At 55.5% G+C, this 14,769-nt stretch carries 17 protein-coding genes and 2 tRNA genes; 1 reads left to right on the plus strand and 18 read right to left on the minus strand.

The genetic code is table 11. The annotated features are described in order from the left end of the window. Positions 1 to 189: 189 nt before the first annotated feature. From ENI00_RS16085 to aspS, 13 genes are all read right to left on the minus strand, one after another. Positions 190 to 265 (minus strand) — tRNA-Lys (locus tag ENI00_RS16085). 68 nt (positions 266 to 333) lie between these two features. Then, positions 334 to 409: transfer RNA gene (locus ENI00_RS16090), tRNA-Lys, on the minus strand. 88 nt (positions 410 to 497) lie between these two features. After that, positions 498 to 1,262: a tol-pal system protein YbgF gene (gene ybgF, locus ENI00_RS16095; protein ID WP_304104571.1), complete on the minus strand. Its 765-nt coding sequence runs from the start codon at positions 1,260 to 1,262 to the stop codon at positions 498 to 500. A 27-nt stretch (positions 1,263 to 1,289) separates the two neighbouring features. After that, complete coding sequence (gene pal, locus ENI00_RS16100; protein WP_304104572.1) at positions 1,290 to 1,859, minus strand: peptidoglycan-associated lipoprotein Pal; 570 nt, start codon at positions 1,857 to 1,859, stop codon at positions 1,290 to 1,292. A 67-nt stretch (positions 1,860 to 1,926) separates the two neighbouring features. After that, positions 1,927 to 3,183: a Tol-Pal system beta propeller repeat protein TolB gene (gene tolB / locus ENI00_RS16105; protein WP_414674273.1), complete on the minus strand. Its 1,257-nt coding sequence runs from the start codon at positions 3,181 to 3,183 to the stop codon at positions 1,927 to 1,929. Positions 3,184 to 3,256: 73 nt separating this feature from the next. Continuing rightward, positions 3,257 to 4,240 (minus strand): cell envelope integrity protein TolA, encoded by a 984-nt coding sequence (tolA, locus tag ENI00_RS16110; RefSeq protein WP_304104599.1) that lies wholly within the window; start codon positions 4,238 to 4,240, stop codon positions 3,257 to 3,259. Positions 4,241 to 4,319: 79 nt separating this feature from the next. Then, a complete protein-coding gene (gene tolR / locus ENI00_RS16115; protein ID WP_304104576.1) occupies positions 4,320 to 4,766 on the minus strand; it encodes a protein TolR in 447 nt (148 codons plus the stop codon). 67 nt (positions 4,767 to 4,833) lie between these two features. Continuing rightward, a complete protein-coding gene (gene tolQ / locus ENI00_RS16120) occupies positions 4,834 to 5,538 on the minus strand; it encodes a protein TolQ (protein ID WP_304104578.1) in 705 nt (234 codons plus the stop codon). Between the two features lie 3 nt (positions 5,539 to 5,541). Next, positions 5,542 to 6,003: a tol-pal system-associated acyl-CoA thioesterase gene (ybgC, locus tag ENI00_RS16125; RefSeq protein WP_304104580.1), complete on the minus strand. Its 462-nt coding sequence runs from the start codon at positions 6,001 to 6,003 to the stop codon at positions 5,542 to 5,544. Next, positions 5,996 to 7,027: a Holliday junction branch migration DNA helicase RuvB gene (ruvB, locus tag ENI00_RS16130; RefSeq protein WP_304104582.1), complete on the minus strand. Its 1,032-nt coding sequence runs from the start codon at positions 7,025 to 7,027 to the stop codon at positions 5,996 to 5,998. The genes ybgC and ruvB overlap by 8 nt, the downstream gene beginning before the upstream one ends. Positions 7,028 to 7,165: 138 nt before the next feature. Further along, positions 7,166 to 7,795, minus strand: coding sequence for a Holliday junction branch migration protein RuvA (gene ruvA / locus ENI00_RS16135; RefSeq protein ID WP_304104584.1), 630 nt, complete (start codon positions 7,793 to 7,795; stop codon positions 7,166 to 7,168). A gap of 30 nt (positions 7,796 to 7,825) precedes the next feature. Continuing rightward, positions 7,826 to 8,353, minus strand: a complete 528-nt coding sequence (gene ruvC / locus ENI00_RS16140) for a crossover junction endodeoxyribonuclease RuvC (protein WP_304104585.1) — start codon at positions 8,351 to 8,353, stop codon at positions 7,826 to 7,828. Between the two features lie 35 nt (positions 8,354 to 8,388). After that, positions 8,389 to 10,191: an aspartate--tRNA ligase gene (aspS, locus tag ENI00_RS16145; RefSeq protein ID WP_304104587.1), complete on the minus strand. Its 1,803-nt coding sequence runs from the start codon at positions 10,189 to 10,191 to the stop codon at positions 8,389 to 8,391. Positions 10,192 to 10,525: 334 nt separating this feature from the next. Here aspS and fabR point away from each other — a divergent pair, with 334 nt between their 5' ends. Next, positions 10,526 to 11,140, plus strand: a complete 615-nt coding sequence (fabR, locus tag ENI00_RS16150; protein ID WP_349740434.1) for an HTH-type transcriptional repressor FabR — start codon at positions 10,526 to 10,528, stop codon at positions 11,138 to 11,140. On the opposite strand, the gene ENI00_RS16155 is transcribed toward fabR, so the two are convergent. From ENI00_RS16155 to ENI00_RS16175, 5 genes are all read right to left on the minus strand, one after another. Further along, the gene (locus ENI00_RS16155) at positions 11,123 to 11,548 is read right to left on the minus strand and encodes an HIT domain-containing protein (RefSeq protein ID WP_304104589.1); all 426 of its coding nucleotides are present in this window, start codon (positions 11,546 to 11,548) and stop codon (positions 11,123 to 11,125) included. The two genes, fabR and ENI00_RS16155, sit on opposite strands and share 18 nt — an antisense overlap. A gap of 22 nt (positions 11,549 to 11,570) precedes the next feature. Further along, on the minus strand, positions 11,571 to 12,911 hold the full coding sequence (locus ENI00_RS16160) for a UDP-glucose dehydrogenase family protein (protein WP_304104591.1): 1,341 nt from the start codon (positions 12,909 to 12,911) through the stop codon (positions 11,571 to 11,573). 39 nt (positions 12,912 to 12,950) lie between these two features. After that, a complete protein-coding gene (galE, locus tag ENI00_RS16165) occupies positions 12,951 to 13,946 on the minus strand; it encodes a UDP-glucose 4-epimerase GalE (RefSeq protein WP_304104593.1) in 996 nt (331 codons plus the stop codon). A 6-nt stretch (positions 13,947 to 13,952) separates the two neighbouring features. Then, the gene (gene tadA, locus ENI00_RS16170) at positions 13,953 to 14,456 is read right to left on the minus strand and encodes a tRNA adenosine(34) deaminase TadA (protein WP_304104595.1); all 504 of its coding nucleotides are present in this window, start codon (positions 14,454 to 14,456) and stop codon (positions 13,953 to 13,955) included. 71 nt (positions 14,457 to 14,527) lie between these two features. Next, positions 14,528 to 14,769: glycosyl hydrolase family 65 protein (locus ENI00_RS16175; RefSeq protein WP_304104597.1), on the minus strand; the 242-nt coding region annotated here is incomplete at its 5' end.

Below are 14,769 nucleotides of genomic sequence, written 5' to 3' on the forward strand. Positions count from 1 at the left end.
CACCCTTGCCGTTCGGCTAACCGTTCCCCTTGCCGGGTCGGTAGCGGACTTGCACCGCCAAGTCATCCCATTGCCACCACAGCTCAGGGAATAGCGCCATCAAGGCGCTGCGCGCCATGCCTGGCGCACCAAAAAAAAGGACTGCATTTCTGCAGCCCTTTAAACTTCAACATTGTAAATCGTAAAATATGGTGGGTCGTGATGGATTCGAACCATCGACCAATTGGTTAAAAGCCAACTGCTCTACCAACTGAGCTAACGACCCAAAACTTGTGACCAGCGCCTGGACCCTGATCGATTCCAAAGCGATTGGCTGCCTCGGAGTATCGAATATGGTGGGTCGTGATGGATTCGAACCATCGACCAATTGGTTAAAAGCCAACTGCTCTACCAACTGAGCTAACGACCCAAGCGAGGCGCATATAGTAATGATTTTTCCCCGACGATCAACCCTTTCGCGCCATGTTTCTTAATATTTTTTTGATCACCCCGAGATATCAACCCTGACCGGAGTCCAAAAATTTCCTGGCAAGCTTCGCTGCTTCTGTTTTGGGGTAGTCGTTAATCACCTGCTCCATCTGCCTGCGAGCGTCCGCTTTCTTGTCAAGCTGATCAAGCGTTACACCTAGCTTGTATACAGCGTCCGGCGCTTTGCGATGATCCGCATAGCGCGTTGCGACAATCGAAAACGCTTGTCGAGCCTGTTCAAGCTGAGGTTTAACCAGATAGACCTCTCCCAGCCAGTAATAGGCGTTCACCGTAAGATCCCCTTCGGGATACTTGTCAATAAACTCATAAAGCCCGCTGATGGCTTCGTCGTATTTTTTCTGGTCGTGAATGAGATCCTGAATGGCCTGATAGGCCTTTCGTTCCTCGGCCCCCGGCTGGCGATATTCACGCATCTTCTCCGGCGCGGCTTCAGCACCCCCGCCCGCTGCTTCAGCAGCTTTAGGCTGCGCCAGGACCTTCTCGGAAAGATCGAGAATACGTTGATCCAGATCAATGTAACGGTCTCTGCCCTGATCCTGCAGACGCTTTATCAGGTGTCGCTGCTCTTCTGTCTCACCCTGAAGCCGCCGCACCTCGCTCTGGAGTTGCTGGATCATGTAGAAGAGCTCAGACGTTGCCTGGCTGGAATTGGCCTTGCGCTGGGCTTCCGATGCGTTACTTTGGAAAGCGGACGTAGATGACTGCGCCAGCGTCATTCCCGCCTGCCCGAGAGCAAGCGGGAAAATCACTGCCGCCATGAGCTGTTTTCTCATGGGTTTAACCTGATGTTGTGTGTGCGTTTACTCGAATTCGAGCTGTACGCGGCGGTTCTGTGCCCAAGCACTTTCTGACGAACCCATGACCGCCGGCTTCTCTTCACCATAGCTTACGGTTTCCATCTGGCCCCGTGAAACACCATTTACAATCAGGAAGCGTTGAACAGCATTGGCCCGACGCTCACCCAGAGCCAGGTTGTATTCCTTGGAACCACGCTCGTCGCCGTGGCCTTCAAGACGCACCTTCTGACGGGGATTGCTGGAAAGGTAGCGGGCGTGAGCGACCAGAACGTCACGAGCTTCAGGCTTGATTTCAGAGGTGTCAAAATCAAAATAGAACGTGGTGATTTCCCGCAGAGCGTCCTGTTCAGCTTGTTGCTGAGCTTCCATCCGTTGCTCTTCCGTCATTGAAGACGAAGAAATACCACCCTGGTCGTCACCGCCATAAACGGTAGAACCGCCATCCTGATCGATGGCAGCAACGTCGGAATCATAGCCTCCGTCATCCATGTTTTCACCGGTCGTGCTACAGCCGGCGAAAACGCCTACAGACAATAAAAGAGCAAGTACTTTGATATGAACTGACAACTTCATGATTCATTCCTTTCCGTTGATTGATTTCAACTTCTGCCTTTTGGATGACTGCTTTTGCACTCATCGATTACCGAACAATAGGCCCCCAGGCCGGGTCGCGAACATCGCCCTCCGAGGCGGGAAGACTGTACGCGGCACCGCCATCAGCGGAGATGACCGTCAATACGCTTTCACCATTGCTCTTGGTGGCATAAATCAGCATGCGGCCATTAGGCGACACGCTGGGGGACTCATCGGATTCCGTACGGGTGAGGACCGTTTCCTCACCATTGTCGAGTTTGGTTCGGGCGATGTTGAACGCGCGCTCACGCTGGTGCACGTAATACACATAGTTGCCTTGGCTGTCCGGCCGCGGCCGGGCGTTGTAGCGACTGCCAAACGTAATCCGTCTCGGCTCGGCACCCGGTTTTGACATGTAATAAATCTGCGGGCCACCCGAGCGGTCTGAGGTAAAGAATATGCCTTCGCCGGAACTGTCCCAGGCGGCTTCCGTATCAATCGCCCAATGATTAGTGAGCTTCGTTACTTTACGCGACTGAACATTCATCTGATAAATTTCAGCGTTGCCATCCTTCGACAATGTCATCAGGAGGGATTGCCCATCTGGCGACCAGGCCGGGGCAGAATTCAGGCCAGGGAAATCTGCCAACTTAATGCGCTTCCCTGAGCTGAGCTCGTGAACAAAAATAACCGGCTTATCGGTTTCGAAAGAAACATAGGCCAACTTTGTTCCGTCCGGCGACCAGGCGGGAGACAAAATCGGCTCCTTGCTCTCAAGGCGAACGCTGGCGCGTTTGCCATCAATATCACTGACCTGAAGCCGATAACGACGCTTGCCGTTGGTTATTTCAAGAGTGACGTAGGCCAGTTTGGTGGAAAAAGCCCCTTGAACTCCGGTAATCGCTTCGTAGACCTTATCACTGATGTGATGGGCCAAAGAGCGCATATTCGAGGCGGGCGCGGCGGCGGTCTCACCGAGTATTCGCTCCTCACGGTTGACATCAAACAGCTCGTAGCGGGCCTGCACTCTGTCACCGTTCCGGGTGAGCTCCCCCACCAACACGTAACGCTGCCCCAGCAAGCGCCAATCGCGAAAATACACATCGGCCCGTGCTGATGGAAGGCTCAGCATTTTCTCGGGCGCCAAAGGACGAAACTCACCGCTCATGGCCAGATCCGCCTGAACAATGCTGCTCACCTTGTCGCCTGCGGGCATACTTCCGTTTTCTGCAAACGGCACAACCGATACGGGAATGGCTGAATCGGCACCTTCGGTAACCCGAATCAACAATTCTGCCTGCACGCTGCTCGCTGTGAAAAGCATCAAGGCGACCGCGGCAAACAACGCCCTTGACGGCCTGAATGAAATTTTATGGTTCATGGCGTTACCCGCTTCCTTATCTCAATCTTCGAGGATTGAATTCAATCGTGAACTGGCGGAAATAGGTTTCAAACGTATCCCGCTCACTCGGCACCGGGTACCGGCTTAATGACTTTACTGCGCTCAACGCAGAATTATCAAACGCCGTATTCCCGCTACTGGCAACAAGTTTTACGCCGGCCAGTTCGCCGGTTGGTAACAATGTAATTTGCAAACGAGCCGTCATGTCTTCCGTTGCTGAGGAAGGCGGATACCAGGCCTGGCTAAGCCGCTCACGAATGAGCGCCTGATACTTCTGGCTCTCCGACAGCATTTGCGATTCCCGAGCTCTGGCTGCAGCAGCCTGCTTTTTACGCAGGGCCTCGTCTGCGCGGGCTTTATCAGCCTTTTCTGCCTGGGCTTGCAGCTGTTGCTCTTGCAGACGGCGCTCGGCCTCAAGCCGCTTTTTCTCTGCCTCCTGGCGCGCCTGCTCCTCTTTTTTCTTCCGAGCGGCTTCTTCGCGCTTGCGCTGTTCTTCCTGGCGCTGCTTCTCTTCTTCGGCTTTACGCTTTGCCTCTTGCTGGCGCTGCTTCTGCGCATCCGCTTCTGCCTTGCGGCGCTCACGTTCTTTTACTTCAGCTTCTGCTTTTTGGCGTGCTGCTTCTGCTTCGCGGGTCTTTTGAGCCTCACGTTCTTCGATTTTTGCCTGCTCGCGTTTTCGGGCTTGCTCGTCTGCTTTACGCTTGGCCTCTTCGCGCTTTTCCTGCTCCTCAGCCTTGCGCGCCTCTTCTTTTTTGCGCTCTTGCGCTTTGGCTTGCTTCTGCTTCTCGAGCTCTTTTTGTTCCTGCTCACGATCCGGCTGATCGACTGGCTCAACAATGGGGCTCGGCTCTGGCTTTTGCTGAGTAATAAGGCGGGCAGAGATGCTGCTTGGAGGCGGTTCCTGCACAGAGGAAGACCACGACCAACCTGCAGCGGCTATGCCGGCAATGAGCAAATGCAGCACCACAGACAGTGCTATTGGCGACTTCCAAGCCGGTACTCCGGTACTGGTAAACTCCCGTTCCTGACCTGTCACAACAATTCCGCCCGCCCTGATCTCACGTTTTGTCCGGGAGCGTATCGGTGATCAGACCAATGCTGGTTGCCCCCGCACCCTGAAGAGCTGCCATCAAACGCACCACGGTGCCGTACTCTACGTTTTCGTCGCCGCGCACAAGGATATCGCGAGACGTTCTCTGGGAAAGGATTTTGGCCACCTGAGCACGAACTTCCGCAAGCGGCATAGGATCGCTGCCCTTGTCGCCCACCTCAACGTAGTAGGCGCCGTTGGCGTCCACAGATACCACAATGGATTCCACATTTTTGTCTGCCTGAATCGGGTCGGACGCCGTTTCGGGAAGATCGACTTTCACACCCTGAGTCATCATGGGCGCCGTGACCATGAAAATAATCAACAGCACCAGCATCACGTCAATGTACGGAACGACATTGATTTCCGACATCGGTTTGCGCCGATTTTCGGGCATCATCCCCATACCTTTCATAGCGCTTTACTCCGGCCGTTATCGGTAAACATCATTGCCCTGGTCATCGCCCTAGTCATCGCTCGGGTCACTGCGCTACGCCTTTATCAGCGCTGTTGTTCGCGCTATGAACCCGACGATGCAGAATGCTGGAAAACTCTTCTGCGAAGGTTTCATAATTCTTCAGAAGCGCATCCGACTTGGTCGAGAACCGGTTGTAAGCAATCACCGCCGGAATGGCGGCAAACAAGCCCATAGCGGTGGCAATCAGCGCCTCAGAAATGCCTGGCGCAACCGTTGCCAGCGTGGCTTGCTGAACCTGAGCCAGGCCGCGAAACGAGTTCATAATGCCCCACACGGTGCCAAACAGGCCAACATAGGGACTTGTGGAACCGACCGTCGCAAGAAACGGCAAATGGGCCTCCAAGCGTTCCTGTTCGCGAGAAAACGCGACTCGCATCGCTCGCTGAGCCCCTTCCATAACGGCATCTGCGTCACGGCTTTGCTGACGCAAGCGGGAAAACTCTTTGAAGCCGGCACGGAATAACGATTCCATTCCAGAGAAAGCTGTTGGCTCAGCGTTCACCTCGCGATAAAGCTGCCCCAGATCCATGCCGGACCAGAAGCGCTCTTCAAACGCAAGCTGCGCCTTCCGGGCCTTGCGAAACACTTGGGAGCGCTGAAAAATAAGCGCCCAGGACACAACCGATGCGGCCGCAAGCAACAACATAACCAATTGCACCAACACACCGGCGTTTGAGACCAGACTCCAGACTGACAATTCCGAATCCACCGCTTACTCCTGGCTTATTCCGTGTTTTATTTCAGGATGCTTCCTGCTTTGCTCAAGCAAACCCCGCATAGTTTCCGGCAAACGTATTGGCCGCCCGCTATCAAGGGCTACGCACGCAACTTTTACTTCTGCCTCACACAACTGTTTTCGATCCTGCACTCGCACAACTTGCTGCCTGAATGTCATCCAGACCCGGCCGAACGCCACCGGCTCTGCCGTTACAACAAGCTCATCGTCGAGCTTGCCCGGCGCGGCATAATGGATGGACAGGCGCTGCACAACGTAGCTTATGTTGTCGGCCAATCCGGCCCTCAGCCCCACGCCACAACTGCGAACCCACTCTGTGCGGGCGCGTTCCATGTAGTGCAGGTAACGGGCATGAAAAACAATCCCGCCCGCGTCTGTATCTTCAATATACACCCTGACCGGCCAGCCAAAGGTCGCTGCCGCTTGGCTGTCACTCACCCGCGCCTCCTTCAGAAACTGAACTGTCTTTCACAATCCCGAAGTGCTGGTAGGCGCGAGACGTTACCATACGGCCACGGGGCGTGCGCATGATATAGCCCTGCTGAATCAGAAAAGGCTCAAGCACATCTTCAATGGTACCGCGCTCTTCACTGATCGCCGCTGCCAGGCTTTCAACGCCTACCGGGCCGCCGTCAAACTTTTCAATCATCGCCAGCAGCAGTCGCCTGTCCATGTGATCAAAGCCCTCACTGTCTACTTTCAACATGTTCAGGGCCTGATCTGCAATGCTTGCATTAATGTGTCCGTCTGCCCGCACTTCGGCATAGTCTCTTATCCGACGCAACAGGCGATTGGCAATTCGCGGCGTTCCCCTGGAGCGTCGCGCTATCTCGTAGGCGCCTTCTTCATCAATTTCAACACCGGAGAGCCGGGCGGATCGCCCGATGATATGGGTAAGATCCGCTGTATTGTAAAACTCCAGGCGCTGCACAATGCCAAAACGATCCCGCAAAGGCGACGTCAACAAACCCGCCCGGGTGGTTGCTCCAACCAGTGTAAAGGGCGGCAGGTCCAGTTTTATGGAGCGCGCCGCCGGCCCTTCCCCGATCATGATATCCAACTGGTAGTCTTCCATCGCCGGGTACAGTATTTCTTCCACCACGGCGCTCAGGCGATGGATTTCATCAATGAAAAGTACATCGCCCTCTTCAAGATTGGTCAGCATCGCAGCCAGATCCCCGGCTTTTTCAAGAACCGGGCCAGAGGTGGTTTTTATCGCCACCCCCATTTCATTGGCAATAATATTGGCAAGCGTGGTTTTACCAAGCCCCGGCGGCCCGAAGATAAGCACATGATCCAGTGCCTCCCGGCGACCCCGGGCGGCCGAGATAAAGATGTCCATCTGCTCTCGGACCGCAGGCTGCCCAACGTATTCGGAAAGCAACGCGGGTCGGATAGCTCGATCCTGAACCTCTTCGTTGTCACCGGCCCGGGCTGAAATCAGTCGGTCGGATTCAATCATTTACTCGTCCGTTTGTCACAAATCAATAAACTGCCACGTTGAGCCAGAGTGCACCAATTGTACAAACAGCACTGTGCGTGTCACGTTACGCTCTCTACAGGTTTGGCGCCACACAGGCTACACATTAAACTCGCGTCATCAAGCAGGGATCATATTACGCAATGCAAGGCGAATCAGCGCTTCGCTGGACAGATCGGCCGCAGCCACTCGGCTAATGGCTCGTGCCGCCTCCTGGGGCTTGTATCCCAGCGCGATGAGTGCGGCTTCGGCCTCATCTTCAGGCTTTTGTGCGGCCAAAGACAGCTGGGGGACATCAGTTGCCGCACCGGTGGAATCCGCCGACGCGGGTATGAACTGGCCTTCCAGCTGGTTTATGCGGTCTGCCATTTCAATCAGCAGTCGCTCGGCTGTTTTCTTGCCAACCCCCGGGAGCTTTACCAGGGTATTGATATCACGCCCCTCCACGCAGTGAATAAACTGCCTGGCATCCAGACCGGACAAAATGCCGACGGCCAGTTTAGGGCCAACACCGTTCACTTTGATCAGCAAACGGAACAGATTGCGATCAAGGCGTGAGGCAAAGCCGTAAAGGCTCTGCACGTCTTCGCGAACCACAAAGTGTGTATGAAGGGTAACTTCCTGCCCGGCGTCCGGCAGGTGAAAAAACGTGGTGTAGGGGATATCGACTTCGTAACCCAGGCCGCTGCATTCAACCAGCGCCTGCCCGGGTGCTTTTTCGACCAGAATACCTCGGATACGACCTATCAAAGAATGCCTCCTGCCGCTCCGCAGAGCAGTTTATTGTTGTCGCACGCGACCGCTGCGTGCCTTACCCGCTCCACCTGCTACTCTGAGAATGCTTTGATTCATGTGCGCATGGCACAGCGCGATAGCCAAGGCATCGGCTGCGTCTGCCTGGGGTTTTCGGGAGAGAGACAGCAACACCTGAACCATATGCTGCACCTGGGATTTGTCGGCACCGCCCTTCCCTACGACGGCCTGTTTGACCTGCCGCGCCGAGTATTCATAAACTTCCAGACCACTTGTAGCAGCGCCAACAATGGCGGCGCCACGGGCCTGTCCGAGCTTGAGAGCCGAATCGGGATTGCGCGCCATAAAAACCTGCTCAATGGCAAACTCCTGTGGCCGATATTCACCGATCAGACTTACCAGGCTCTGAAAAATGATTCGCAGGCGATCCGCCATGGGCTTTTCGCCCACACGGATGCACCCGCTGTCGATATACTCTATGTGCCGACCCTCACAGCGGATAACACCGTAACCGGTGATCCTTGAGCCGGGGTCCACGCCCAGAATAATCGCCACATCCGTGCCCTTTTATTGACCTGTCAGCACCCTGCTTATTCTTTCCCGATGTCGGACGTATTGCCGTCAACCGCTTTGACCGGCTTGCGCAGACGAATGTGCAACTCACGCAGTTGCTTTTCATCCACTTCGCCAGGCGCCTGGGTCATCAGGCAGGTTGCGCTCTGGGTTTTCGGGAACGCAATCACATCGCGAATCGAGCTGGAGCCGGTCATCAACATGATCAAGCGATCCAGGCCGAATGCCAGGCCACCGTGGGGCGGGCACCCGTACTTGAGGGCATCCAGCAGGAACCCGAACTTGGCGCGGGACTCTTCCTCACCAATACCCAGAATGCGGAACACTTCCTGTTGCATTTGATCGCTGTGGATACGAATGGAGCCGCCGCCCAATTCGGTGCCATTAAGAACCATATCGTAGGCACGAGACAAAGCCGTTGCCGGGCTCGCAGCCAACTCTTCCGCGCTGCAGCTTGGCGCCGTAAACGGGTGGTGAATAGCCGTGAGACCGCCATCCGGCAGCTCTTCAAACATTGGGAAATCGATCACCCACATCGGAGCCCAATCGCAGGTCAGCATCTTCAGATCGTGACCCACCCGGATACGCAACGCGCCCAAGGCTTCGTTAACAACCGAGGTTTTGTCCGCACCGAAAAACACGATATCGCCATCTTCAGCTTTCGTGCGTTCGATGATCGCCATGGCAACATCGCTACCCAGGAACTTGACGATGGGCGACTGCAAGCCCTCTACGCCCTTGGCCAGGTCATTCACCTTGATGTACGCCAGACCTCTGGCGCCGTAGATGCTCACAAATTTGGTGTATTCATCAATCTGCTTGCGGCTCAGATCGCCGCCTTTTGGCACGCGCAAAGCAGCCACGCGGCCTTTCGCATCGTTTGCCGGCCCGGCAAAGACTTTGAAATCGACGCCGGCGACCAGGTCACCCACATCCTGAAGCTCAAGCGGAATGCGCAGATCCGGCTTATCACTGCCAAAACGATCCAAGGCTTCTGAATATGGCATGCGCGGGAATGCCGGCAGCTCAACGTTCATCACGTCTTTAAACAGAGCGCGAATCATGTCTTCGTTCAGGCTCATCAAGTCTTCTTCGTTGATAAAAGAAGCTTCGATATCTACCTGGGTAAACTCAGGCTGACGATCCGCCCGCAGGTCTTCATCACGGAAGCACTTGGCAATCTGGTAGTAGCGATCCACGCCAGACACCATCAGCATTTGCTTGAACAGCTGGGGCGATTGCGGAAGCGCGAAGAACGAACCCTCCTGGGTACGGCTCGGCACCAGATAGTCACGGGCACCCTCCGGTGTGGCGCGGGTCAGGATAGGCGTTTCCACATCCATGAAGCCGTTGCTGTCCAGGTAGTTGCGGATATAGCTGGTTACCCGTGAGCGAAAGCGCAGGCGGTTCAGCATTTCCGGGCGACGGAGATCAATGAAGCGGTAGCGCAGACGCACGTCCTCGCCCACATCAACGTGCTCGTCCAATGGGAACGGAGGCGTGGCAGCGGCGTTCAGGATCGTCACTTTCTTACCGAGCATTTCAACCTGGCCGGTGGCCATGTTGCTGTTTTCGGTGCCAGCGGGGCGGCGACGCACCAAACCGGTTATTTTCACCACGTACTCACTGCGCACTTTTTCGGCAAGTGCAAAGCTTTCGGCGGTATCCGGGTCTACCACAACCTGGGAAATACCGTCCCGATCGCGCAGATCCAGGAAGATAACCCCACCATGGTCACGGCGGCGGTGTACCCATCCGCAAAGTGTAACTTCCTGATCGATGTGGGATTCGTTGATCCCACCGCAATAATGACTGCGCATACCGGTTCCCGTTGTGTCTGAGTTTTACGTAGTTGTCTGATAAGTCTGGCAAGCAAGCGGGCGCATAGCCTTCTGAAACACGCTGTGAATACGTCCGTGTACGCTCGGCTCCGCCATCCATGGCTCCGCACGGTTTCAGAAGGCTATGCGCCCACTTGCCGTCAATTCGATTCTGGCCCGCCAAATAAGCAGGGACCATACTGTAAAGGCGCACCATTATAAACATATTGGCGCCGGAAATCAGGCGTGTTTGCCCGGGATTAAAAGGGGCCGGGTGACTACCGACAGGCAGATCGCTAGAATGCTGCATTCATGTGTTAATGGAGCCACTATCTTGTCAACCAGAGCCGAGCAGAAACTTGTCACACGGCGCAACCTGATGGATGCGGCGCTCGGACAGTTGAGCCCTGATCGAGGCTTCGGGAGCCTTAGCCTGCGGGAAGTGGCGCGGGAAGCCGGAATTGCGCCAACGTCGTTTTATCGTCACTTTGCAGATCTTGATGAGCTGGGGCTGGTTCTGGTGGATGAAGGCGGCGTAGCGCTGCGTCAGCTTATGCGCCAGGCCCGTAAAAGAATTGTCCGGGATGGCAGTGCCATTTCCACCTCGGTAGAAACCTTTATGGAGTACCTTGGCAACAACCCCAACCTGTTCCGTTTGATGCTTCGGGAGCGCACCGGTGGCTCCAAACCCTTTCGAACCGCCATCCGGGCCGAGATTGATCATGTCGTGACCGAGCTTGCAGACGACTTGAGGCGTTTTGCGCAAGAGCAGCGTAAACCTTTGTCTGATGCAAAGCTGGTTGCCGAGGCGATGGTCACGCTGGTGTTCAACCAGGGAACAGACGCGCTGGATGCGACGCCGAAGGAGCGGGAAGAGCTTAAAATAAAACTGAAAACCGAGCTGAGGATGATCCTGATTGGCTCCCAGCGGTTAGCCAAGCATCGATAACACAGGCGCCAAAAACTGCCTTACCTCCGCCAGCCGTTTGTCATCGTAGGGAACCGGCGGTTGCTTCCCCCACACAGGGCCCGGCCACGCCGGATCCCCTTCAAAGCGAACGATGTGATGCAGATGCAACTGAGGAACCATGTTTCCCAGCGCTGCCACGTTCATTTTATCGCCGCCGAATACCTCCATCATGCCCCGGCTTAGCGCCGAAGATTCCTGTATCAACCGCTGTTGCTGCTCGGGGGTTAACTCGTAGATTTCACGAATGCCGGCAAGCGCCGGCACCAGCAATACCCAGGGCCAGGTCTGATCGTTCATCAAGCGAATTTCGCACAGTGCGCTCCGGCCAAGGCTGATGGTATCTGCCGCCAGCCGGTCGTGCAGTCTGTATTCTGGCCCCTGAGTCATAGTCGTGCCTTGTGTAGATTGATCAGGAATGAAACTGGTTACGGCCCCGACCAATCGCATAATAAATCAAACCATGACGCTCCAGCATTTCCGGTTCGTAGAGGTTGCGACCATCGAACACAACGGGCTCCCGCAAAGCCGATGCAATGGCTGCGAAATCCGGTGAACGGAACTCTTTCCATTCCGTACAAATCGTCAGCACATCCGCCCCCCGAAGCGCCTGTTCTTTGGTACCGCACAGTGACAGGCCTTTCTGATCGCCGTAAATACGCTGGGTCTCTTCCATGGCTTCCGGGTCGAACGCCTGAACGGTAGCGCCCGCCTTCCAGAGATTTTCCATCAACGTACGCGCTGAGGCTTCGCGCATGTCGTCGGTGTTTGGCTTGAATGCCAACCCCCAGATAGCAACAACTTTGCCCTTCAGATCTCCACCGAAATAGTGGCTGATCTTGTCAAAAAGCACGTGCTTCTGAGCGTAGTTAACGGCCTCAACGGCGTTGAGCAGGCGCGCGTCATAACCGCAGTCGCTTGCCGTACGCGCCAGTGCCTGCACATCCTTCGGAAAACAGGAGCCGCCGTAACCACAACCAGGATAGATAAAATGGTAGCCGATGCGAGGATCTGACCCTATACCACGGCGCACCGCTTCGATATCAGCGCCCAGGCGCTCAGCCAGGTTGGCGATCTCGTTCATAAAACTGATTTTGGTCGCCAGCATTGAGTTGGCGGCGTATTTGGTCAGCTCTGCTGATCGAATATCCATGAAGATCATACGGTCATGGCTGCGGTTGAACGGATAATAAACTTCCCTGAGCACATCGGCCGCTCTGTCGCTGTCGGTTCCGATAATGATCCGGTCCGGCTTCATGAAGTCGGTGATTGCCGCGCCTTCTTTCAGGAACTCCGGATTGGAAACCACGTCGAATTCAAGTTCCAGACCACGGCTGTCAAGCTGCGCCCGAACCGCCGCTTTGACCTTGTCACCGGTACCGACCGGCACCGTGGACTTGTCCACGATGACTTTATAATCGTCCATGTACTGCCCGATAGACTTGGCAACCGCGGTTACATATTGCAAATCTGCTGAGCCGTCTTCATCCGGGGGCGTGCCCACTGCGATGAACTGCAGAGTGCCGTGCTTTACAGCTTCCTGCGCATCCGTGGTAAACGCCAGGCGCCCGGCCTCCACAGTGTGCTTGACGATACCCTCAAGCCCGGGTTCATAGATGGGGATATGGCCGTTCTTCAGCTTGTCGATCTTGGCCTGGTCAACGTCCATGCAAAGTACGTCATGGCCAACATCGGCCAGGCAGGCGCCGGTAACAAGCCCGACATAACCGGTACCAAAAATCGTTATCTTCATCCTTTAAATCCCGATATTTGTCATATTTCAATGAGGTTTTTACTGGCTGGCCGCTGCTTTCTTCTTCAGCCAGATGGCTTCCCAGGACAGCGCAGTGCCCACAATCGTTTCCAGGTCGTCGTAAACAGGCTGCCAGCCCAGAGTCTTTTTAATCAGTGTATTATCGGCCATCAGCGCGGCCGGATCACCGGCGCGACGATCAACGTCCGTTACCGGGAAATCGGCACCGGATTGCCTGCGCACCATATCAATGACTTCCCGCACCGTGAATCCGCGGCCATAGCCGCAGTTCATGACTTTTGATTCGCCACCGCCGGCCATGTAATCCAGAGCCATTACGTGGGCACTGGCGAGATCTTCAACGTGAATATAATCGCGAACACAGGTGCCGTCGCGGGTGTCGTAATCCGTGCCAAACACGCTCATTCCCTCGCGCTGCCCGGTTACGCACTCACAGGCTACTTTGATGAGGTGAGTCGCTTCCGGTGTCGCCTGGCCCAGCAATCCGTCCGGATTCGCACCCGCCACGTTGAAGTAGCGCAGCACAACGTAATTGAGGTCCGAGGCGGCCGCAAGGTCCATGATCATCCGCTCGCTCATCATCTTGGATGCGCCGTAGGGATTGATCGGCGCAAGGGGCAGATCTTCCGTGAGAACCGTCTGCTCCGGCGTGCCGTAAACCGCTGCGGTGGAGGAAAAAACCATATACGGCACTTTGTGCTTATCAACGGCTTTGAGAAGATTGAGCGTATTGCGAGTGTTATTGCCGTAGTACTTGAGCGGATTGGTGACCGATTCAGGGACCACAATATTGGCCGCAAAGTGCAGAACGGCCTCAAACCGATGATCGGCGAAAACCTGATCAATTTCCGCCTCGTTTGCCAAATCACCTATGACTAACTCGCCGGCCGTCACCGCCCAGCGGTAGCCGGTCGAGAGGTTGTCGAACACAACGATATCGTGGCCGGCTTCTGCCAGTTGGCGCACCACATGACTGCCGATATATCCGGCACCGCCGGTTACTAATACTTTCACTCAGAACTACTCCTTTTCCGAAACCTGTTGACGCCGCTGCCGGATTTCGGCCCGTCGGCGGCTAAAAAAATCACTGATCACCTGACTGCAGTCGTTTCTCAGAACGCCACCCAGCGTTTCTATTTGCCAATTGAGGTGGGGTTCATCCAGTGTGCGCCTGGCTGATTCGACGGCCCCGGATTTAGGCTCGCAAGTGCCGTAAACCAGCCGACTGATACGGCTGTGCACGAGCGCACCCACACACATGGTGCAAGGCTCCAGCGTGACATAAAGAGTGGCGCCACTCAGCCGGTAGTTCCCTGTTCGTTTGGCCGCATCGCGCAGCGCGCATATCTCAGCGTGGGCCGTGGGGTCACACCCGGTGATCGGCGCGTTATAGCCCGCACCCAATTCCTCTCCGTCACGGACAACAACCGCCCCTACGGGAACTTCACCTGCAGAAGCCGCCGAGACTGCCAGCGTAAGCGCGCGCGCCATCCAGTATTCATCGTTGTTCTGTGATTCCTGCATGCGACGACTCTGCTGGCAACTTCAAATGCGGATGGTCTGTGTTCGAGGCTGGTATTCGCCACAAAATAGCACTATTCACTTTTATTACCAAGCTGTCCGGTGTGGCGCAGGTTCACGGTTACGTAATGTTCCTGGCGATCGTCCACCAGAGGAATCCTGCCCTGCTCTTCTGTGCCGCATAAAACGGTGATGTGGTAGAGCGACTCGTGATACCGGTAATGAAGGGTGTACTCGTTCCAGTCAGCCGGCACGCAGGGGGCGATAATCAGATGATCTTTTTCCAGCGTCAAACCCAGCAGGCTTTCCAGGGCCA

Source organism: Marinobacter antarcticus (genome assembly GCF_011049865.1).
Classification (GTDB): Bacteria; Pseudomonadota; Gammaproteobacteria; order Pseudomonadales; family Oleiphilaceae; genus Marinobacter; species Marinobacter antarcticus_A.